At 43.8% G+C, this 23,538-nt stretch carries 16 protein-coding genes and 1 pseudogene; 1 reads left to right on the top strand and 16 read right to left on the bottom strand.

Features of this window, described 5'->3' with window-relative positions:
- Positions 1–30 precede the first annotated feature (30 nt).
- The 12 genes and pseudogenes from GWK51_RS05410 to GWK51_RS05355 form a co-directional block, all read right to left on the bottom strand.
- Positions 31–618, bottom strand: a complete 588-nt coding sequence (locus GWK51_RS05410; protein ID WP_161932971.1) for a LemA family protein — start codon at positions 616–618, stop codon at positions 31–33.
- 156 nt (positions 619–774) lie between these two features.
- A pseudogene (locus GWK51_RS05405) lies at positions 775–1,554 on the bottom strand (metal-dependent hydrolase); the annotation flags it as partial.
- Between the two features lie 185 nt (positions 1,555–1,739).
- The gene (locus tag GWK51_RS05400; RefSeq protein WP_161932969.1) at positions 1,740–3,161 is read right to left on the bottom strand and encodes an FAD-dependent oxidoreductase; all 1,422 of its coding nucleotides are present in this window, start codon (positions 3,159–3,161) and stop codon (positions 1,740–1,742) included.
- Positions 3,162–3,230: 69 nt separating this feature from the next.
- Positions 3,231–7,706 (bottom strand): glutamate synthase large subunit, encoded by a 4,476-nt coding sequence (gltB, locus tag GWK51_RS05395; RefSeq protein WP_161932968.1) that lies wholly within the window; start codon positions 7,704–7,706, stop codon positions 3,231–3,233.
- Positions 7,707–8,152: 446 nt separating this feature from the next.
- Entirely contained in the window at positions 8,153–9,025 is an 873-nt protein-coding gene (locus GWK51_RS05390; protein ID WP_161932967.1) for a hypothetical protein, read from the bottom strand.
- Between the two features lie 13 nt (positions 9,026–9,038).
- On the bottom strand, positions 9,039–10,118 hold the full coding sequence (aroB, locus tag GWK51_RS05385; protein WP_161932966.1) for a 3-dehydroquinate synthase: 1,080 nt from the start codon (positions 10,116–10,118) through the stop codon (positions 9,039–9,041).
- Between the two features lie 20 nt (positions 10,119–10,138).
- Positions 10,139–10,681, bottom strand: coding sequence for a shikimate kinase AroK (aroK, locus tag GWK51_RS05380; RefSeq protein WP_161932965.1), 543 nt, complete (start codon positions 10,679–10,681; stop codon positions 10,139–10,141).
- A gap of 37 nt (positions 10,682–10,718) precedes the next feature.
- Positions 10,719–12,842 (bottom strand): type IV pilus secretin PilQ family protein, encoded by a 2,124-nt coding sequence (pilQ, locus tag GWK51_RS05375; protein ID WP_161933073.1) that lies wholly within the window; start codon positions 12,840–12,842, stop codon positions 10,719–10,721.
- A 60-nt stretch (positions 12,843–12,902) separates the two neighbouring features.
- Positions 12,903–13,430, bottom strand: a complete 528-nt coding sequence (locus GWK51_RS05370; protein WP_161932964.1) for a pilus assembly protein PilP — start codon at positions 13,428–13,430, stop codon at positions 12,903–12,905.
- Entirely contained in the window at positions 13,430–14,173 is a 744-nt protein-coding gene (locus GWK51_RS05365) for a type IV pilus inner membrane component PilO (protein WP_161932963.1), read from the bottom strand. Before GWK51_RS05365 ends, GWK51_RS05370 begins: the two co-directional genes overlap by 1 nt.
- Complete coding sequence (locus tag GWK51_RS05360) at positions 14,170–14,817, bottom strand: PilN domain-containing protein (protein ID WP_142767650.1); 648 nt, start codon at positions 14,815–14,817, stop codon at positions 14,170–14,172. Before GWK51_RS05360 ends, GWK51_RS05365 begins: the two co-directional genes overlap by 4 nt.
- Complete coding sequence (locus GWK51_RS05355; RefSeq protein ID WP_016168709.1) at positions 14,817–15,875, bottom strand: pilus assembly protein PilM; 1,059 nt, start codon at positions 15,873–15,875, stop codon at positions 14,817–14,819. The genes GWK51_RS05360 and GWK51_RS05355 overlap by 1 nt, the downstream gene beginning before the upstream one ends.
- Positions 15,876–16,040: 165 nt before the next feature.
- Here GWK51_RS05355 and ponA point away from each other — a divergent pair, with 165 nt between their 5' ends.
- Complete coding sequence (gene ponA, locus GWK51_RS05350) at positions 16,041–18,566, top strand: penicillin-binding protein PBP1a (protein WP_161932962.1); 2,526 nt, start codon at positions 16,041–16,043, stop codon at positions 18,564–18,566.
- A gap of 52 nt (positions 18,567–18,618) precedes the next feature.
- Here ponA and GWK51_RS05345 read toward each other — a convergent pair whose 3' ends face one another.
- From GWK51_RS05345 to GWK51_RS05330, 4 genes are all read right to left on the bottom strand, one after another.
- Positions 18,619–19,422 (bottom strand): putative RNA methyltransferase, encoded by an 804-nt coding sequence (locus GWK51_RS05345; RefSeq protein ID WP_161933072.1) that lies wholly within the window; start codon positions 19,420–19,422, stop codon positions 18,619–18,621.
- A gap of 70 nt (positions 19,423–19,492) precedes the next feature.
- Entirely contained in the window at positions 19,493–20,611 is a 1,119-nt protein-coding gene (gene mraY / locus GWK51_RS05340; protein WP_016168712.1) for a phospho-N-acetylmuramoyl-pentapeptide-transferase, read from the bottom strand.
- Position 20,612: 1 nt separating this feature from the next.
- Positions 20,613–22,022 carry a UDP-N-acetylmuramoyl-tripeptide--D-alanyl-D-alanine ligase gene (locus GWK51_RS05335; RefSeq protein ID WP_161932961.1) on the bottom strand — a complete coding sequence of 470 codons (1,410 nt, stop codon included), beginning with the start codon at positions 22,020–22,022 and terminating at the stop codon, positions 20,613–20,615.
- A gap of 9 nt (positions 22,023–22,031) precedes the next feature.
- Positions 22,032–23,528, bottom strand: coding sequence for a UDP-N-acetylmuramoyl-L-alanyl-D-glutamate--2,6-diaminopimelate ligase (locus GWK51_RS05330; RefSeq protein WP_161932960.1), 1,497 nt, complete (start codon positions 23,526–23,528; stop codon positions 22,032–22,034).
- Between the last annotated feature and the right edge of the window lie 10 nt (positions 23,529–23,538).

Genomic DNA, 23,538 nt, shown 5'->3' with positions numbered 1-23,538 from the left:
AGTCATTTGACTATTCTGCTTTAGGATGAATTAAAAGGAGACTTTCGGGGCAGTCTGCGCACTTTGTTCCGCACTAAAGTTTGGTTTAGTATGCATGCCAATCACTTTTGCCGTCATCACCTGCGGGAACTGTCGCACATAGGCATTGTAATCTTGTACTGTGGTGATATAGCGATTTCGCGCTACAGCAATCCGATTCTCAGTGCCTTCAAGCTGAACCTGTAGATCACGAAATTGTTCATTGGCTTTTAAATCAGGATAGTTTTCGGAAACCGCTATCAAACGTGACAACGCACCTGTAAGCTGCCCTTGAGCTTCTTGATATTTCTGGAACAATGCTGGATCTTCCAAGACTTCCTTATCAACTTTTAAACCCGCGACATTGGCTCTGGCCTGAGTCACTTCAGTCAGGACTTGCTCTTCGTGTTTGGCGTAACCCTTCACTACATTGACCAAATTAGGCACCAAATCGGCACGACGTTGATACTGGTTTTGCACTTCCGACCAAGCTGCGGTGACAGCTTCGTCTTTGACTTGCATGGTGTTATAACCACAACCCGTGAGCATCAAACTGCTACTCAACAACATGATCAGCGCACTTTTTTTCATCCACTGCATGATTCGATCCTCATTTTATTCTTAGCATGTCATTTTCACTGAATGACTACATTGTAGACCGAATCTATTTTGCTTGTGTTTGATTTGTTTTATTTTAAGCACAAAAAAGTCGGGGAATTCCCGACCCAAACCAGTTCAATCTTATGTAAGCGTGGCAGCTGGATGAAAGTCCCGTTGATAATAACTCCAATATTCAGGTGCCAACTGCACCAACATTTTTAACAATAGATAGATGCCAAAGATATTCCCTTTTACTTTCAGGACACTCCTTTTTCGGTCTTGCCAAAACAGACGTGTCGCAGAATAAAAAGTTAAACTGGCAAATCCTGTGGTCACACTCCGCATTATCATGCGGCGTACAGCATCATCCCCATATATATGCTGATGCACATCAAAAGCCACAGCGCGATGTTCAATTTCCTCTATGGCATGCCAGACCCACAATTTTTGAGCATCTTCATCTAAAGTACTCAACACTTCAGGATGACGCAAAATATAACCTCCTAATAAAGCAGTGAAATGCTCAAAGGCGCAGGTAATGGCCAACTGAATTTTGGGATGTAAACTTTTGACATGATGGTCTTTACGTGCCAGCCATGCCTGAAAACGATCCAGCTGATAATCATCACGTCGCCAAGCCTGATTAAATTCCGTGTGTGCTTTGGAATGCATGGCTTCCTGCCCAATAAATGCTGCAATCTGCGCCTGTAAAACTTGATCAGTCACCCGATCCCGTACATTACGCACACTATGCACAAAAAAATGCTCACCAATCGGAAATGTTGAAGATAAAGCGGTCAGCAAATGTGACATTACAGGAGAATTGGCAAAATAATGGCGATGAATCGCTTTCGGATTAAACTGCAACTGGCGCACAGTGATACCGTGTGCTTGAGGACGATTTAAGTATGATTTTTCTGTCGTCGGGTTCAGCATGGTGACATCTCAACTTTAGTCAAAATACAAAGTCTCAGTATCCAAATGTCATCGCCATCACTAAATGGCAAAAATGCTTAGTCCATTTGCCAAATGGCTCAGCCCGATTATTGGTCAAATCGTCATAAAAAAACCCACCGAAGTGGGTTTTAAAATGTGCTTAATTTGAACGATATCAAGTCAAATTAAACATCGAGATAGTCTAGAATCCCTTCTGCAGCTTGGCGTCCTTCCCAGATTGCAGTCACAACCAAGTCAGAACCACGTACCATGTCGCCACCTGCGAAAATTTTCGGGTTAGACGTCTGGAATTTATATTGTTGCTTTTCAGCAGCAACAACACGACCCGAACCATCTAAACCAATATTGGCACCAGCAAACCAGTCCGCTGGACTTGGGCGGAAACCAAATGCAAGTAAGACCGCATCTGCTGGTAAAATTTCTTCAGAACCTGGAACAGGCTCAGGGCTACGACGACCACGACTATCTGGCGCGCCCATTTGTGTCGTTACGAATTTCACACCCGTAACTTTACCATTTTCGCCGACAATTTCGATTGGTTGACGGTTGAACAGGAACTTCACACCCTCTTCATAAGCGTTTTTTACTTCACGTGCAGAACCCGGCATGTTACTTTCGTCACGACGGTATGCACAGGTCACATCATGTGCGCCTTGACGTAATGAAGTGCGGTTACAGTCCATCGCGGTATCACCACCACCCAACACAACCACTTTTTTACCATCAACACTAATGTATTCGCTTGGATCGTTCTCCCAGCCTTGGCAACGGTTGACATTGGCAATCAAGAAGTCAAGGGCATCATAAACACCGTCTAAATCTTCACCTGGGAAACCACCCTTCATATAAGTGTAAGTTCCCATCCCCATGAACACGGCATCATAATCAGCAAGTAATTGTTCAATGGTGATATCCGTCCCAATTTCAGTATTTAAACGGAATTCAACGCCCATCCCCGTGAAAATTTCACGGCGACGCTTCATCACGTCTTTTTCCATTTTGAATTCAGGAATACCAAAGGTGAGTAAGCCACCAATTTCAGGACGCTTATCAAAGACCACTGGTTTTACCCCATTACGGACCAAAATATCAGCACAACCTAGACCTGCAGGACCCGCACCAATAATCGCAACTTTCTTGTCCGTCCATTTCACATGTGACATGTCTGGACGCCAGCCAAGTGCAAAAGCCGTATCGTTAATATACTTTTCAGCATTACCAATCGTTACTGCACCAAAACCATCATTCAGGGTACATGCCCCTTCACATAGACGGTCTTGTGGACAAACACGACCACACACTTCAGGCAAGGTATTGGTTTGGTGACAAAGTTCAGCCGCTTGGAAAATACGACCTTCTGCAATCAGTTTTAACCAGTTTGGAATGTAGTTGTGTACTGGACATTTCCATTCACAATACGGGTTACCACAACCTAAACAACGGTGGGTCTGGTTCGCAGCCACTTCCGCAGTAAACGGTTTATAAATTTCCACAAACTCTGCTTTGCGGACAGTAATATCTTTTTTCTCTGGATCTTGGCGTGCGACATCCAGGAATTGAAAGTCATTATTTAGGCGCTCTGCCATGTCTCTCTCCGTGGGTAGGTGCAGTCATTTTTCTCTGCTGCACCTGCCTATATATCTGCAGTAGTGGAATTATTGTGGATCAGCTTTGGTCGTTTTCAAAAGCGTAAGCAAGTTAGCAGCTTTTGGTTTTACAAGCCAGAATTTACGGCTGTAAAAATCGAACTCGTTGCGGATCTTATACGCCCACGCACTACCCGTCTCAGCAATATGCTCATCGAGAATACGCAATAAGAACTCTTTATGCTCTTCCATCGATTCTGTTGAGATACGGTTCAACTCAATTAACTCGTGGTTGTAGTAGTCGACAAAGTCATTATCCAAGTCGAGTACGTAAGCAAAACCACCTGTCATACCTGCACCAAAGTTGTGACCCACTTTACCGAGTACAGTCACCACACCACCAGTCATGTATTCACAGCAATGGTCGCCTGCACCTTCAATCACAGCAAAGGCACCTGAGTTACGCACCGCGAAACGCTCACCCGCAGTACCCGCAGCAAATAACTTACCGCCTGTCGCACCGTATAAACAGGTGTTACCAATAATCGCCGTTTCTTGGGTTTGGAACGGTGAACCTTTTGGTGGGAAGATCGATACGCGACCGCCTGCCATGCCTTTACCCACATAGTCGTTCGCATCACCTTCAAGTTTGATGTGCAAACCACCTGCATTCCAAACCCCTAAAGATTGACCCGCTGTGCCGGTAAGATTCATCACTACAGGATGAGCTTCCATATCCAAATTGCCGTAACGACGTGCAATTTCACCTGAAATACGTGCACCGATTGAACGGTCACAGTTACCGACTGTGAAGCTATATTCGCCCCCCGTACCTGCTTCAATCGCTGGCAACATTTCAGCAACCATCTGCTCAGCCAACACGCCTTTGTCGAATGGTGCATTACCTTCAACTTGGCAATATTGTGCCTTACCTTCTGCTGCAGGATGCGATTCAAGCAATGCGCTTAAATCTAGGTGAGCATGCTTTTCAGTTTCACCTGGTAATACTTCAAGCAAGTCGGTACGACCAATCAAATCTTTCAGGCTAGCTACACCCAATGTCGCTAACCATTCACGTGTTTCTTCCGCAATGAAGTGGAAGAAGTTGATCAACATTTCAGGTTCACCGATGTAGTGTTCCTGACGTAAATGATCTTGCTGCGTTGCAACACCGGTTGCACAGTTGTTCAAGTGACAAATACGAAGGTATTTACAACCCAAAGCAATCATTGGAGTTGAACCAAAACCAAAGCTTTCTGCACCTAAAATTGCGGCTTTAACTACGTCTAAACCTGTTTTTAAACCACCATCGGTTTGTACGCGAACCTTACCACGCAAGTCATTCACACGAAGCGCTTGATGTGCTTCAGAAAGACCCAATTCCCATGGCGAACCCGCATGGTGAATTGATGAAAGTGGAGATGCTGCTGTACCACCGTCATAACCTGAAATGGTAATGAAGTCGGCATAGGCTTTAGCAACACCCGCTGCGATTGTACCCACACCTGGTTCAGAAACCAGTTTCACCGACACCATCGCTTTTGGATTGACTTGTTTCAAGTCAAAGATCAATTGTGACAAGTCTTCAATCGAATAAATATCGTGGTGTGGCGGTGGAGAAATCAGTGTTACCCCAGGTACTGAGTAACGTAAACGTGCAATTAAGCCATTCACTTTACCACCTGGTAACTGACCACCTTCACCTGGTTTTGCACCTTGCGCGACTTTAATCTGTAATACTTCTGCAGAAGTTAAATAGGCTGGTGTTACACCAAAACGACCTGATGCAATCTGTTTGATTTTCGAGTTACGAATCGTACCGTAACGCGCAGGATCTTCACCGCCCTCACCTGAGTTTGAACGACCACCAATAGTGTTCATGGCAATCGCAATCGCTTCATGTGCTTCTGGCGATAAGGCACCTAAAGACATGCCTGCAGAGTCAAAGCGTGGCAAGATTGCCGCAACTGATTCCACTTGATCCAATGCAATTGAGTTGTCTGTTTTTAACTTAAATAAGTCACGGATGGTTGCAATTGGACGATGGTTGACCAACTCAGCATATTCTTTAAAGTCTGCATAATCACCTGAACGCACTGCTTTATGTAAAGCATTGATCACGTCTGGGTTAAATGCGTGGTATTCCTTATCGAATACGAATTTCAGCAAGCCACCTTGATCGATTGGCTTACGTGATTTCCACGCAGTATCTGCCAATTTTTTCTGATCATTTTCGAGGTCAACAAAGGTTGCACCTTTAATACGGCTAGGTACGCCCGTAAAGCACTTGCCCACCACTTCTTCAGATAAACCCACAGCTTCAAACAGCTGACCACCGCGGTAAGAGGCAACGGTTGAAATCCCCATCTTAGACAGAACTTTCAACAAACCTTTATCAATACCTTTACGGAAGTTGGCTTGTGCGTGAATTGGATCACCCAATAACTCGCCTTTTGCAATCAAGTCATTGATCACGTCATAAGCCAAGTATGGATAAATTGCGGTTGCACCAAAACCTAAAATTACCGCAAATTGATGTGGATCACGGGCAAAACCAGTTTCCACAATAATGTTGGCATCGGTACGTAAACCAACATTAATCAAGTGGTGATGGACTGCACCTGTTGCCATCACAGCATTGGCAGGTAAATAGCCTTCACGGATTTTTTTGTCCGAAAGCAATAATAAAGTTTTGCCATCACGAATCGCTTGTGCAGATTCTTCACAGATACGCGTGATTGCTGCCGCTAAACCTTCACTCTCAGCGTAGTTCAAATCGATATCTGCAATTTCATAACCCTTACGACCTAGAGTACGGATTTGATGCATTTTCGAGTTTGACAGTACAGGACTTGAGACAATTAAACGATCTGCATGTTCTGGACCTTGTTCAAATACGTTTTGCTCACGACCAAAGCATGTTTCCAATGACATGACAATTGATTCACGTAATGGATCGATTGGTGGATTCGTTACCTGCGCAAACTGTTGACGGAAGTAATCCGATACATGACGAACTTGACGCGACAACACGGCCATCGGCGTGTCATCACCCATCGAACCTACCGCTTCCTGACCACTTTCCGCGATTGGGCGTAATAATTGGTCACGCTCTTCAAAGGTCACCATAAACATTTTTTGCGCTGCTTTCAGGTCATCACCTTTTAAGCCTTGCTCGCACAAATACTCTTCTAGTTCTGGGCTGCCTTGCAGGCGAATTGAATTTTCACGCAACCATTCACGATATGGACGCATTTTCTTCAAATGGTTGCTGACATCTTTGGTGTCTAGCAATTTACCTGTGAAAGTATCTACCACCAAAATCTGACCAGGACCAACACGACCTTTAGAAATCACATCTTCAGGTTGATAATCCCACACACCAATTTCAGACGCTAAAGTGATGTAACCATTTTTGGTGATCACCCAACGCGCTGGACGTAAACCATTACGGTCTAACATACAGATTGCATGACGACCATCCTGAATCACCAGACCTGCAGGACCATCCCACGCTTCCATGTGCTTCGAGTTAAACTCATAGAATGCACGTAAGTCTGCATCTAAAGTTTCAACGTTTTGCCACGCTGGTGGTACAAGCATACGCAGTGCACGGAACAGATCCATACCGCCACCAACAAGAATCTCAAGCATGTTATCCAAGCTTGAAGAGTCAGAGCCAGTACGGTTTACGATTGGCTTAAGCTCAGTTAAGCCTGGTAATAATGGGTTTGCAAATTTTGGCGTACGTGCCATTGCCCAGTTACGGTTTGCAGTAATTGTGTTGATCTCACCATTGTGTGCAAGGTAACGGAATGGTTGAGCCAATGGCCAACGCGGCAAAGTATTGGTTGAGAAGCGTTGATGGAACACCACAATATGTGATGCCAAACGTTCATCTGCAAGGTCTGTATAGAAGTCTGCAATCGCAGCAGGCATCATCAAACCTTTATAGCTGATGACAGTTGAGCACAGTGTTGTGACATAGAATGACGGATCATTGCTAAGTTGCTGCTCTGCACGACGACGTGCCAAGAATAACTTACGGTTAAATTCAACCTCAGTAACTCCCATAGGGCAGTTCACAATAATCTGTTCAAAGGCTGGCAAAGATTGCATCGCAATTTCACCCAGCGCTGCATTATTCGTTGGCACTACACGCCAAGCCAAAACACGCAGACCTTCTTCTTCAATTTCTTTGCTCAGAATTTGTTTTGAGTGTGCCGCGATTGCTGGGTCCAAATTCAGAAAAATGGTGCCTACCGCAAAAATTTCACTCAGGGTAATATCGCTCAGTTTCTTCGCTTCTTCGCGGAAAAACTGTTTTGGCATTGCCAACAATAAACCACATCCATCCCCTGTCTTACCATCGGCGGCAATACCACCACGGTGGGTCATACAGCTCAAGCTATGAATAGCGGTCTTGACCAGATCATGACTTTCGTCCCCTTGCATATGTGCAATAAGGCCGAAACCACAGTTATCTTTAAACTCATCCGGTTGGTATAAACCTTGAGCGGGAGCTACAGTATTAGGCGATGGCATGTGCATAGCGTACCCTTCTTTCTACTTGGCCCTGAAACGGGCGCTGACTATCGAACTTCTTTGCGACTTAGTCTAACTTTCTCACACTAAGATCAATTTAATGCAATGATCTTGCACTCTCATGTCAAAGATAGACTGAATTTGTCTTTTGTACATGACCGAAGTGCAAGAAACTATTGCGACTTTTGCGCACTCTTTTAAAGCAGGCAATCTTGATGTTTTCGCACACTCTTTGAATCTTTTCGCGCCAAAATAGTGACATCAACTCAAATCATGCACCATTTAAGCAAAAAATATGCCAATTTTATGATCGCTGATTAAATTCTTTTAAAGGTAGAAATATCAAGTGTTCGACCTAGGTTGGCATCTTTTAAGCATTATTTTAATTGCACCATTTTTGCGCATTTAACCATTGGTATAGCACAGTATGCGCCATTTTAGAACGATTAATTAAACGGATCTGCAATTTCTTGGCGCACTGGAGTGCTGCTGTTTGACGTTGGACTGGTTGATTTTGAATTATTCTCGGTATGAGATTGAGATTTTTGCACATCAATCACATTGCCTTGCGCATCTCTGCGCGTAACCGTAGTACTCGTGGTCGCATTACCCACATCGGCTTGACTTGAATTAGCACTCGCGGGCTTCGGCTTATTTGCATTGAGCATAGTTGCATCAATTTTAGGTAGAGCCGCAGGACTGAGTTTCACAGCGTATAATTGAGTCGAACCCTGCATTTCCTCCATACCCATATCATTCACTTGAGCTGCGTAGTCTTCCAAAGCTCGTACTTGAGGCTGTACAGATGCAGGCAATTTCAGGTCAAGCTGTGCAAGTGCCTGCTTCGCCTCATTTTCATCTGAGTACACACCATAAAACAAAACATATTGTTCTTGCTGTTGTTCTCCGCTTAAACGGAGATAAAAATAATTTTGTCGATTCGCCTGCTTATTTAAATAACTTTTAATAATGTCTTCTTCAGTTACATGAAAAAGCTCAATCGCCGTTTTATTTTTTTGCTCTGCAATAAACTTACTGCCACGAAATTCACTCGCATGATTTCCCGTTGCCACCACTCTAGTAGTCAGTGCAATCGGGCGCACCTCTTCTTGTAATGTGCCTAAATTGGTTGTTGCTGTGACGCGTGCAGGCTGAATCTGTAACTCTGCATCTGATTCAACTGCTTTATTGACCTCTACCAGTTCTTCGCTACTATCCGAACCCGCCCAAAATATCAATGCAATAAAAAGACACACCACTCCGCCCACAAGCCAGATATAGCGCTGTGTATTTTGCCAATGTGTGCGGAGCGTTGTCATATGTAACCTTCTATTATATTTGATTCGCAACAATTGCCTGCTGCATCAATTCTACATCGAATTCTTTGGTGATCACGGCTTGACCAAGCTGTTTTAACAAAACCAGTCGCAATTGACCATTCAGCACTTTTTTGTCATGCGCCATATAACCCAAGAAGTCATCTAATGGAATCGCAGGACATACTATCGGCAAACCTGCATGCTGTATGATTGTTTTTGTACGCTCAAGATCGGCTTCAGAAATCCATCCCATACGGTGAGACAAATCTGCTGCCATCACCATGCCTGTTGCTACAGCCTCACCATGCAACCACACCCCATAACCTAAATAGGATTCAATCGCATGACCAAAGGTATGGCCTAAATTCAACAGCGCTCGTTCACCTTGTTCTTTTTCATCATTTGCAACAATGTGCGCTTTATGCGCACAAGAACGATAAACTGCTTCAGCCAATAATGCAGGATCACGCGCAACCAACCCTTCCATGTTTGCTTCAAGCCAGACCAGAAAGTCCTCATCTCCAAGCAAAGCATACTTAATTACTTCTGCTAAACCAGCGGATAATTCACGATCAGGCAAGCTTTTCAGTTGCGACATATCTGCCAGCACCACTTGCGGTTGCTGAAAAGCCCCAATCATGTTTTTTCCGAGTGGATGATTAATGCCAGTTTTACCACCCACACTGGAATCCACTTGAGATAATAGTGTCGTCGGTACTTGGATAAAATACACACCACGTTGGAAACAAGCAGATGCAAACCCTGCCATATCACCAATGACTCCACCACCTAAAGCCAATACCGTACAATCTCGGTTAAAACCCGCTTCAAGCAAAGCATCAAAGATCAGATTCAAATGTTGAATATCTTTATATTTTTCACCATCAGGCAAAATACAAGTAGCGACTTTCTTACCCAAAGCCTCAATTGCTTGCACATAGTGATCTAAATACAAATGTTGAATCGTGGTATTGGTCACAATCATCACTTGTTGCCCAAAAATATAAGGCGCAAGTAAAGTTTGAGGATCTAAATTACTGCCAATGAAAATAGGGTAACGGCGTTCACCGAGTTCTACATGTAAAGTTTGCATGAATTCAACTGCTTTTCTATTCAATCAATCGGTTGTGAGGTAATCATGGTTAAGATTTTATGTGCCAGATCTCGTGCAGCACCTTGATTGGTCTCAATCACATAATGAGCAACATCACGATACAAAGGGTCTCGAATCGCAAGTAAATCTCGGAGTTTTTGCTCAGGATTTTCCACTTGCAACAACGGGCGATTCTTATCGCGATAAGTCCGCTGTAACTGAATTTCGACGGGAGTATAGAGATAAACAACAATACCACGTTGCTTTAAAAAATCACGATTCGGAGCTTGAGTGACTGCTCCACCACCTGTAGCAAGTACCAAATGAGGGCGTGTGGTCAACTCATCAATCACAACAGTTTCACGGGTACGAAACCCCGTTTCACCTTCTTTTTCAAAAATCCACGGGATGGTCGCCCCTGTTTTTCGCTCAATTTCATGATCACTATCTAGAAATTCTCGGCCTAACAATTCCGCCAAATGCCGTCCAACTGTTGTTTTTCCCGCCCCCATCGGCCCTACCAAATAGATATTTGGTAGGGAATTAAACTCTTTGCTTGGCAAGGAGTCACCTATTAATTTTGTTTAAATTGAAAATATATTAATGATTTCTTGAAACACTGTCATTAACAATTCGCGGTGTCACAAAAATCAAGAGCTCTTGCTTGTCATCTGACTTGGTATCTTTTCTAAATAACCAGCCTAAATAAGGAATATCCCCCAAGAAAGGTACCTTGGTTTGTGAATTCGTAGTCGTTTGCTCAAATACTCCACCCAAAATCACCGTTTCACCATTATTTACCAAGACATTGGTCGTAATGGTGTTTTTATTCAAGATCAACTCACCATTTGGTGCCTCACCTGCAATCGAGTCCTTCGCAATATCAAGCTGCATTTGAACTTTACCATCTGGGGTAATACTTGGTGTTACTTCAAGGCTTAACAAAGCCTCTTTAAATGAAGTACTTGCAGTTGAACCTGAAGCCGAATTGGTCGTAGTTTGATACGGCACTTCTTGACCTGTCGCGACTTTAGCCTTTTGCTTATCGCCTGTCAGTACTTTTGGTGTTGAAATCACTTCACCATAACCATCCGCCTGTAAAGCTGAAAGCTCTAAATCCAACATAAAATCAGATAAACTGATTAAGCTAAATGCAATTTGACCCGCAGGATTAGTGACACCCAAATCCACATTCAAGTTATCTGGACGTTGGATGGTATATTTACCATCATCATCAGGTGTTTTTAGATCCCATAGCGTCTGGTCACTACCACCTACTAAGAGATCATTATTACTATTAATCCCTTGCGATAGAATCCCCCACTTCACCCCCATCTCTTTGGTAAATGAAGTCGATGCACGCACAATACGTGCTTCAACCATCACTTGTTGTACTTGCACATCTAATAGATCAATCATCTTACGAATTTGATCAATTTTCTGTGAGGTATCATTAATAATCAGCATATTGGTACGAGGATCAATTGAAACCGTCCCACGTGGACTCAATAAACTACCGACACTATCTCCCAGTGGATCTGTTGAAGCACCAGTATTGCCGCCTGAATTCGAAGCATTTTTACCCTGCGTAATCATTTTTTCAATGTCACTAGCTTTGGCATAGTTCAATTGAATATATTCGGTTTGCAGAGGAGCAAGCTTTACGCTTTGTGCGATTGCTTTCGCTTCTTCTTCTTCGGCTTTGATGAGCTCTGAAACAGGTGCTATCCAGATCACATTACCATTACGACGCTTATCTAGGTTTTTGGTTTTAAGAATAATGTCGAGTGCTTGATCCCAAGGAACATCTTTTAAACGCAGTGTAATATTGCCTTGCACTGTATCCGCAGCAACCATATTAATGCCAGTAAAGTCAGCCAATAACTGCAATACACGACGTACTTCAATATCCTGGAAATCGAGTGAAATTTTCTTGCCTGTATAACTATTTGACGCATGCGGTTTCATTGGGTTCTTATCAACAGGGCGTTTCAAGCTAATTGTCAGCTTATTTTCCGCCTGATAAGCCATATATTCATAACTACCAGAAGACTGAATGGTAATGACTCCATTATTACCATCATTATAAGCATCCACAGTCGCCACTGGTGTCGCAAAGTCATTCACATTTAAACGGCGAGTTAAATGGGCTGGAATTTTAGTTCCCAACATGCGTACCACAATTTTACTGCCTTGTTGTTGGACATCTGCAGGCGTGTTGCTGCCTAACAAATCAATAACAACTTGACCTTCACCTTCCGAGCCACGCTGAAAACCAATATTTGAAACACCTTGAGTTGATGCCTTGACACTGGTCGCTACTGGTGTGGCAAAATTATTATTGGTTGAATTAATTTTCAGAATAAAGGTGTTGCCTTCAACACGTGTGGTAAACGCACCTGCATCAGCCAGATTCACCGTTAAGCGTGAGCGCTGGGCATCTGAAGACACATCGACCGAACTTGCTTCTTTTGTCGCGACTTTAATATTGCTTTGTTTTAAGGTCTGTTGCGCTTTGTCAAAGTCTAAAATCAGACGAGATGGTTGTTCCAGCTGGTAGGCTTGTGGTTGTGGTGGAATCCCATTAAACATCACACGAATTTCTGTACCTTGTCCCGGTATTTGCATCGGCACAACATTTGTCATGCTCACTTGCGCGCTGGCAGCTTGCATCACCGCCATCGCTACTGCACCCATAGAAAATTGACGGAAAATATGATTCATTGTATTACCATCCCCAAATATAAAATCTTGAATACTGTTTTTCATTTTTATTCCTTTAAATTAAGGTGCAGGCCCAATTAAAACCAGACTACGTGGGCGCTCAACATAACCTTCTCTTCCATCTGGAATAATTTCTATTAAGTCAATCTGTGTAGGCGTAATTTTTACAATGCGCCCTTGATTCATGCCCATATAGTTACCAATTAGCACACGCTCAATCTCACCATCAGGTGTCTGAATTAACCCCAAAATTTGCCCAGACTGATTTCGCATACTGCCTTTCATATTCAAGGATTCTAAAGCATAACTTTCGAGTGGTTGAGGCTGACGTGAGAAGTTCGGATAAACACGTTTACCTGCCATAATTTTTAATTCTGCCGCCAGTGAACTCGGCATAAATGGACTTTTTAATTGATGCGCGGCATAGTTAAAAGTCGGTACAGGCGGAAATACTGGGGCAGGTTCAATCGGCATTGGTTGCTGATTACGAATATTGACCATTTCCATATTCACAGCATCAATACGCGAATCACACCCCACTAGCACCAACCCACACATCAAAGCAAATGCTATTTTCTCAAATTTCATTACTTCGCTCCTTCTGGAGTAACTGCTGTCGGAGCAGTCGCTGTACTCGTACCAACTGCCGCATTTTGACTATCTTGATTACCCACATAGCGATATGTTCTCGCCTTAGCCACATATGTTACTTGCGGAATTTCCGACTTTTTGTCATTACTAATTGAAGATGTAATATCAAAGTCATGCAAGGTCACAATACGTGGTAATGCCGCAATTCCACTCACAAATGAGCCGAAAGCATGGTAATCACCCGTCGCTTCAATACTGATCGGCTGCTCAATAAAGAACTCTTGTTTAACTTCTGGCTCTAAACGGATATTCTTAAACTTCAATCCAGAATTCACACCGGTCACGTTAATATCTTCAACCAAACCTGGAATTTCGGTTTCTTTAGGCAGCTGTTCAAGCTGCTGGTTAAAGTTTGCCTCCATTTCCTGTAACTGTGCTTGATACTGCTGAAGGTTACGTAACTTTGAATCTTTTTCTCTGAATTCATTCAGTAGATTTTGCTCTTGCGCATATGCACTGGAGATTGCATCTAATTTCGGTTTAATCACTAAAAAGTAACCCACCGCACAAATTAAGAAAACAATAAAAATCCAGCAAGTAATTTTTACTGATAACGGCCAACTGCCATAATTATTTGGATCTAAAGTATTAAATTGTTGGAAAAACTTCTCCACTGTCATTTTTTTCTTCGGCTTAATGACAGCTTCCTGATTTAGCTCATCAAATTCATCATGACTCATTTTGCTGCCCCCGCTGTTGAACTAGCTACGGCATTTGCATCATTCGCAGCATCCGTAGTAGGCATTGCGATTTCATCCAGATCTGCAGTAACTACAAAGCTTCCATAACCATCCTCAACACGAGGAACAACTGAACTCGGTGCCTTGTTTTTGTTTTCTTCGACAGCCAAGAAGGAGTTCATAAAGGCATTACGATACCAAGGTGAAGCTTCTAGATTACGCAAGAATTCAGCCACAGCATTTGGACTTTCGGCCTTACCTTCAATGGTGAATTTATCGCCAATTCGCGAGAATTTGGTGATATACAAATTCGCAGGAACCACTCGCGCCATTTCATCAATCAAACGTACTGCGATAGGACGTTGACTTTGCAGCCCTTGAATCAACTTCATACGTTCTACAATGGCATTACGCTGCTCTTGTAAGCCTTCTAAAGACTTTAACTGTACATCCAGATTTTGATTGGTACTGATAATCAGTTGGTTTGCTTGTTCTTGATCTTCAAGCTTATAGTTGTAATAGAACCATGCCATAACAACCAGTAACACCCCAATTAAAGCAGCCCCAATACAAATAACAATGAATTCTTTTTTCCGTTTCTCTCTTAGCTCATCACGCCAAGGGAGCAAGTTAATTTTTGCCATTAATCAAAACTCCTCAATGCCAGACCACACGCCACCAAGAGAGAGGAAGCATCATTTTCAATCTTTTTAATATCAATTTTTGGTGAAAAGCCCATTTGCAAAAATGGATTCGCAATCGTAACGCGATAACCTAATTTTTGTTGTAGCAGCTTCGCCAGACCTGGGATGTTGGCATTACCACCCGCCAACAAGATATGATCGATTTCGTTAAATTGCGAAGATGAAAAGAAGAATTGTAGTGAACGCGCTGCTTGTTGCACTACAGCTTCTAAAAATGGCTCTAAGACTTCAACATCATAATCATCGGGTAAGGTACGGCTTTTCTTGGCACGACCTGCTTCCTCAAAGGAAAGGCCATAACGGTTTTGAATTTCCTGAGTCAGCTGTTTTCCACCAAAGACCTGTTCACGGGTATAAATAATCTTGTCATTTTGCATCACAGACAAGGTGGTCATGGTATGCCCAATATCCAAAATCCCGACGGTATTCACCCCCATAGGCATGGTATCCGCAAAGACTTTATAGACATTCTCCATTGCGAAACTTTCGACATCTGCAATTTTAGGTGTGAGTCCTGCCAGTTCCAGCACCTCTGAGCGTGCTTCAACATTTTCCAGACGTGTTGCGACCAAGAGCACATTGACGCGATTTGGATTCGCCAAACGGTCAGACAACACTTCAAAATCAAGACTGACTTCATCTAAAGGGAACGGAATATATTGTTCGGCATCCATACGGATTTGAACTTCACGCTCATCATCCGTCATATCCGCATCCATTTCGATAGTTTTACTAATCACCATAGATGTTGGAATGGCAATTGCAGCCGCATTTGATTGAACATTTGCTAGATTTAAAGCACGTTCCAAAGCATCCCCAATCGCTTCAGGATTTAAAATGTTCTTTTCAACAACACTGCCTTCTGGTAATGGGACCAAAGCATAACTTTCCACCCAATAGCGACCGTTTTTTACAGACAGCTCTAACAACTTAACAGAAGTGGAACTAATATCTACTCCTATTAACCCCTTACTTGGCTTACGATATAACCTGAGCACAATACTATTCCTATTATTTTTTTATCCCCAATAGAAGTAACTAACCAACTGGCTGCGGTCTATAATTTTATACGGATACAATAACTCATTAACAATCCGTATCTGTAAACGGCTATACTGACCACCAATTAGTTTGCCATTAGCTCCTATTAAAACTTACTTGTTATGAAAAAGCTATCTTGTTCAGGCCGTGTTCATCCATTTTTTTTGATCATAATTATAGTCTTGGTCGCAATTCCTATGGGGTTTTATGGCATGTATCTCTATATTGCCCCCTCTTTGCCTGAAATGAGCATCTTAAAAAAAGCACCCTTATTAAAACCATTACAAGTTTATAGTGCAGATCAACAACTGATTGCAGAATATGGTGGCAAACTTTCTGTACCTGTTGAGTATGATCAAATCCCACGTACATTCATTCATGCTTTTTTGGCTGCAGAAGATTCGGCCTTTTTTGAACACAGTGGTATTAGTTTTAAGGGACTAGGACGCGCGGTCAGTGAAAGCATTACAGGATCAAATGTACAAACAGGTGGTTCGACCATTACCATGCAGGTAGCAAAAAACTATTACCTCAGTCCTGAACGCACTTTAAAGCGTAAATTGACCGAGGTTTTCCTTGCGCGCAAGATTGAGCAAAACTTGAGTAAAGAAGAAATTCTCACGCTCTATGTGAACAAGATTTTTTTGGGTAAAAATGCCTATGGGATTGCTGCTGCTGCCAAGATTTACTACAACAAAAACCTTGAAGATTTAAGCATTGCACAAATGGCCATGATTGCAGGTCTTCCAAAAGCACCTTCAAAATACAATCCCGTCGCTAATCCAGAGCGTGCACTAGAGCGTCGCAACTGGATTTTAGGTCGTATGTTACAACTGGGCTATATCAACCAAGAACAATATCAAACTGCAATTGCTGAACCCATCAACCTCAACATGCCTGACCGTGGTGTGAGCAACTTGTTTCCTTATGTCGGGGAAATGGTTCGCTCAGAATTGGTCAGTAAATTTGGTGAGCAAGCGATTGATTCGGGCTATAAAGTCTATACGACCATCAATAGCCAACGCCAATTCTTCGCAGAACAATCGGTACAAGATGGTTTGGAAGCCTACGACCGACGCCATGGCTGGCGTGGTGCAGAAGCCCACGATAAAGATCTAAAACAGTTCACTGCCTATGCCAACACCTATCCTGCCAAAGTAACCAAAGTCAACGACACTTCTTTTGAAGCCTTTATGCAGGATGGTTCTAGCGTGACAGTGCCTTGGTCTGGCATGTCTTGGGCACGCCCCTATCGCAATGCCAACAGTGTTGGTGCTGCACCCAGTCGTGCGTCTCAAATTGTCAAAGTCAAAGATATTGTGCGCTTAAGACCCAATGCAGACAAAAGCTCATGGGCTTTGGTTCAAATTCCCAAGGTACAAGGTCAACTGATTGCGTTGAATCCAAACAACGGGGCGATTGAAGCGGTTGTCGGTGGTTATAATTTTTATCAGTCTAAATTCAACCGTGCCTTACAGGGCTGGCGTCAACCTGGTTCGACCATTAAACCCTTTGTTTATGCTTTGGCTTTAGAGCGTGGCATGACGCCTTTTACCATGGTCAACGACAGCCCAATTACCATTGGCAAGTGGTCACCTCGAAATTCAGATGGCCGCTATTTGGGTATGATTCCATTACGTCGCGCCCTCTATTTATCACGTAATACTGTTTCCGTCCGTTTACTTCAAGCTGTAGGGATTGAACGTACTCGCCAGTTATTTATGGATTTTGGTCTGCAAGAGGATCAAATCCCCAATAACTACACCATCGCCTTAGGGACACCACAAGTCCTACCAATTCAAATGGCAACAGGTTATGCCACATTTGCCAATGGTGGTTATCGCATTCAACCACACTTTATTGATCGTATTGAAGATGCGTATGGCAAAGTCATTTATCAATCCAATCCAGAATATGCTTGTATCGAATGCATTAATGCAAAAGAAGATGCTTCTGATTCAGCAGCACCTGTAACACCTGACGATGAAGTCATTCAGGTCACCAACCAAGCTGCGGAAGCCAAAATTACGGAGCCCAGTGCGACCAATCCAGAATATCGCCAAGCACAGCGTATTTTAAAATCCAGTTCAGCTTTTGATATGGCCAACATCCTCAAAGATGTGATTCAGCACGGTACTGGCCGTGCTGCACTCAAAATTGGTCGTGATGACTTGGGGGGTAAAACAGGAACCACCAATGATGCTAAAGATGCGTGGTTTGCTGGTTTTAATGGCAAATTGGTCAGTATTGCATGGGTCGGCTTTGACCAACCCACCACTTTAGGTCGTCGTGAATATGGTGGCGTTGCTGCACTACCGATCTGGACCAACTTTATGGACAATGCTCTAAAAGGCACACCATCTGCTTGGGTACATTTGGATCAAAATGCCAAAGCACCAACTTTGCATAACGACACCCAATTTATTGAAGGTGAGACCAAAAAGGACTACCGCTCTTCACCACCTTTGGCTCAGCCTTTATCACGTCCAAAACCTGCTGCACCCGCACGGGCACCTGAACGTGATTTTGATGACTTACCTGATGAAGAAGCCTTGGTTCCAAGTGATCAAACGCCTCCAGCCATGCAAAACGCACCTGCGACAAAAAAGGCTGATGCCATTGAACATCTGATTGATCAGTTCCAATAAGCGATGCATAACGGCGTAAAAAAGCCCTCTATTTTGAGGGCTTTTTATATGCTTATTTCTTTTGAAATAAATACAATTGGAACTGTGCGGTTACGCGAAACTCAGCTAATGCTTCCAATGCACTCCGTCGTTCAACCTTAGCTTTGTAAGCGTAGGGCGTCATTGCAATCAGGTTCTTTAACTGTTGTTGCGGCAACTGCAATTCAGCACTCACCACCTGCGATTCAAGCAAGTCAAAATCAGAAGCCAGCTGCTGCACAAATTTATTCGGCTCATGCGGTTTGACTTCTTCAAACAGCGCTTCTCGCAAAGCAAACAAATGTTCTGGCGCAGGCGTCACCACCAACAAGTAACCTTTGTCTTTTAAAACACGCAAGATTTCTTGCTGCGGAATAGGACTAAATAGGCTGCTACACAAATCAATCGATTGATCTAATACAGGTAAGGTTGCGCCTGTACCCACCACCCACGTGACGTCTGGATTCAGTTTAGCTGCAACTTGTACTGCATTTTTCGCAATATCCACACCCACACATTGCAATACTTCAGACTGCATGGCAGCGGTGTAATAGCCTTCACCACAGCCAATATCCAACAGGTTTTCAATACGAAGCTGACGTAATTTCTCTACCACAGCCTGCTGCAAAGGTGCATAAAATCCCGCACTTAGGAATGCACGTCGTGCTTGTACCGATTCGACTGTATCCCCAGGGGTTTTACTGTGCTTATGCTGTACAACATGTAAATTCACATAACCTTGTTTAGCCACATCGTAACTATGACGATTCTCACATTGCCACGTCTTTTCGACCAAACTTAATTTCTCACGACATACAGGGCACATGAGTAGATTCATCATATTCTCCAAAAACTGCCCATAAAATAAAAAGGTCTGCATATGCCGACCTGATTTTTACGGATTTTGCTTAGCGCAATTTTAAAGTCATTAGACCCAAAACCACCAGCATAATTGTGATAATCCAGAAACGAATCACCACTTGCGTTTCACGCCAGCCTTTTTTCTCATAATGATGGTGGAGTGGTGCCATCAAGAACACCCGCTTATTGCGCATGCGCAGTGAACCAATTTGCAGGAAGACCGAAATCGCCTCTACCACAAATACACCACCCATAATTGCAAATACGATTTCTTGACGAACCATCACGGCAATCGTACCCAGCATTGCACCCAGTGATAAAGCACCAACATCACCCATAAACACCTGAGCAGGATGTGCGTTATACCAGAGGAAAGCCAAACCTGCGCCAATCATGGCTGCACAAATCACCACCAGTTCAGAAGAGTATTTGACATAAGGGATATGCAAGTAGTTAGCAAAACGTACATCACCCGCCAAGTAAGCAAATACACCTAGGCCCGCAGCCACCAGTACAATCGGCATGATCGCCAGACCATCCAGACCATCCGTCAGGTTCACGGCATTGGATGCCCCGTTGATCACCAGATAGGTAAAGATAATAAAGCCAATCCCTAATGGTATCGCTGACAATGGAATACTGAGGTTCTTGAAGAATGGAATCAGTAAATCCAGCATGTTTGCCGTGTGCACTGGGTTATCTTGTTGTTTTGCAATCACATACAAGGCTATCCCCGCACCTATCGACGCAACCGAAGTCCAGAAAAACTTCTTGCGTGCAGGTAATCCAGCATTGTCTTTATAACGGATTTTAATCCAGTCATCCGCCCAGCCGACAGCACCAAAAATCACCATCACGCCCAAGACAATCCAGACATAAGGGTTGGATAGATCTGCCCAGAGCAAGGTCGAAATCCCGATTGAAAGCAGAATCAGTACACCACCCATGGTTGGCGTACCCATCTTCTTGGCATGGTTTTCTGGGGCAAAGGTACTCACCGCCTGACCATATTTTAAAGCCTGTAACTTACGGATCATGACTGGACCCAGCACCAATCCAATAGAAAGTGCGGTCAAAACGCTGAGCAATGAACGTAATGTTAAATAGCGTACTACTTGGAATGAGCTGTGATAGCCCGCAAGCTGTTCAAATAACCATAACAGCATTTTAGAGTTTCTCCATCAAGTCAGTCATCAACGTTTCCATATGGGTATAACGAGAACCTTTAAACAGGAAACTCATCGACTGGGGTTGATGTGTTTCGACTAAACTAATTAAAAACGGTAAGGCTTGTTCTTGATTCAAGAAAGCCTGTAATTTTTTACCATATTGGGTACTGCGCGCACCTTCTTGCGTTGCAGGTGAGAATTCACCGACCGCCACCACAAAGTTAATGCCTTTGATCGAGACCAAATCACGACCCAACATATAGTGTTGCTGTGCCGCACTTTGACCCAGCTCACCAATATCACCAATCACCATCACACGGACACCGTCTTGCTGTGCAAGCACTTCACCCGCAGCACGCATGGACGTTGGATTGGCATTATAAGTATCATCAATAAATAAATAAGGTGCTTTATGAATAAAATTCAGACGACCTTTGGCACCTTTTGCCTGCTCTAGACCAAGGACAATATCATCAAGATCAATACCGATCGCCAGTGTAAAAGCAACAGCAGCTGTGGCATTCTGCACATTATGTTCACCAGCAAAAGGTAAATTCACAACACGCTCGCCTTGCGGGGTATGCAAGCTAAAACTTGCCGATTGCGGTTGTAACTGCACATCTGAAGCATAGACATCACCGCCCTGACCAAAACTCAAGACTTGCTCTGTGTGTACCACTTGGCGAATTTGATCGGTAAAATCATCTGCTGCAGGGACAATCGCAGTCCCCGTCGGGGCAATATGTGCATAAATTTCAGATTTGGCACGGCAAATCCCGTCACGACCGCCAAACTCACCCAAGTGCGCTGTCCCGATATTCAGAATACCTGCTACATGGGGTTGAACCAATTGTGAAGTGTAATCAATTTCACCCTGATGACTGGCGCCCAACTCCATGACCGCATAACGATGCTCTGTGCGTAACTCTAACAACATCATCGGAACACCCAAATCATTGTTCAGGTTACCACGCGTAATAAGAGTCGGTGCTAGACGTGACAAAATACTACCAAGCATTTCTTTGGTGGTGGTTTTACCGCTACTCCCCGTCAATGCAATCACTTTTAAATCTTGATGCTGTGCACGTCGATAAGCCCCCAAATGCCCCAACGCCAAACGCGTATCAGGCACGACCAACTGACAAATATCCGCATCAACAGGCTGACTGACAATCGCCACCTCACAGCCCTGCTCTGCAACTTTTGCAACGAAATCATGTGCATCAAAACGCTCACCTTTAAGCGCTAAAAATGCATCACCCAGCTCTGCATGACGTGAATCGGTCAAAATACGTTTAATGTCAGCGCTTGGCGGTCGATCATGCAGCCAATAACCCTGTGTGGCTGCCAGTAATTCTGCCGCAGTCCACGGCTCTAAAGGAACGGTACTGGTAGTTGAAGTATGCATCTTGATTTCCTATTGCGCGGGATATGCTGAATCGGTTGCGAGATGTTGAGCATCAAGGGCAGCTTGCACCTCAACCACATCATCAAACCAGTGACGGACACCTTCAATTTCTTGATAGTTTTCATGCCCTTTACCCGCAATTACCACAATATCACCTGCCTGCGCAGTTTTAACTGCAAATTTAATCGCTTCACGGCGGTCATGAATTTCATGCACCACATGTCCTGAGAAATCGATGCCCGCTTTCATGTCAGCAAAGATCTGCTCTGGATGTTCAGTCCGTGGATTGTCCGAAGTGAGCAGCACTACATCGGCACCATTTAAAGCGGCTTGGGTCATCAATGGTCGTTTACCGCGATCCCGATCCCCACCACAACCAAACACTGCCCATAAATTTTGCTCAACATGACGTTTCAAAGTGGTTAAGACTTGCACCAACGCATCTGGGGTATGTGCATAATCCACCACAAACAAGCGCGCATCATCACGAATCACCTGCATGCGTCCAGGTGCGCCTTTGAGCTGCGGAATTGTTGCAATCAACTGTGCCAAGTCAAAACCTGCGTGTTGCGCCACAATCAAACTAGCGACCAGATTTTCAATATTGAAATGTCCAAGCAGTGGACTTTGCACTATGAATTGCCCTTGCGCGGTCACCAAACTGAAATTGGCACCCGACAAACTGTATTGAATATCCTGAACTTGATAATCCGCGGCTTGGGTCATGGAATACGTCAAAATCTGTGGCTTGGCTGGGTTGGCTTGTGCTGCCGCCAACATCAATGCTGCGTATTCATCATCCAGATTAATCACCGCAAATTTCAAAGACTCAAATTTAAACAGCAGCGCTTTGGCTTCGGCATAAGCTTCCAGTGTGCCGTGATAATCCAGATGATCTCGACTTAAATTGCTATACGCTGCAATCTCAATGGAGCAACCTGTTAAACGCCCTTGTTCTAAACCATGCGAACTTGCTTCAATCGAGGCAAATTTTGCCCCTTGTTTTGCGTAATTGTGCAAGGCATTTTGTAGTTGCAAGGCATCTAGGGTGGTATGCGAGGAACTTTCTAGATTCGGAAGAATGCCATTACCCGTGGTGCCCATCACAGCACATGGCTGACCTTGTAGTAGTAGCAACTCTGCCACCAATCTGGAAATAGTGGTCTTACCGTTAGTACCGGTCACCGCCAAAAGCTGCAGCGCTGCCGTTGGAGATACTGCTTGCAAATAATGTTTTTGCCACGCACCCATCAAATGACGGACTTCAGGTACCACCAAACTCGGAGCAAGCCCCAACTCGGTTTCGCTGATAATTGCCAATACCCCTTGATCCAAGGCAGCCTGCGCAAATTGCACCGTTTTTTCTGGCTGACTTAAACTATTTAAAGCAATAAAAATTTGTCCAGCCTCAACATGGCGACTGTCTAAACAAAAACCTTGAAAAGGTTGTTTCATCCATCCAGCGATCTGATCAGAAGGATACAGTTCTTGAAATGTAATTGACATTCAGCACCTA

The sequence above is a fragment of the Acinetobacter kanungonis genome, from assembly GCF_009939195.1.
Classification (GTDB): domain Bacteria; phylum Pseudomonadota; class Gammaproteobacteria; order Pseudomonadales; family Moraxellaceae; genus Acinetobacter; species Acinetobacter kanungonis.
Note: the sequence above shows the minus strand (reverse complement) of the source record. Positions and strands in the feature narration are given on the sequence as shown.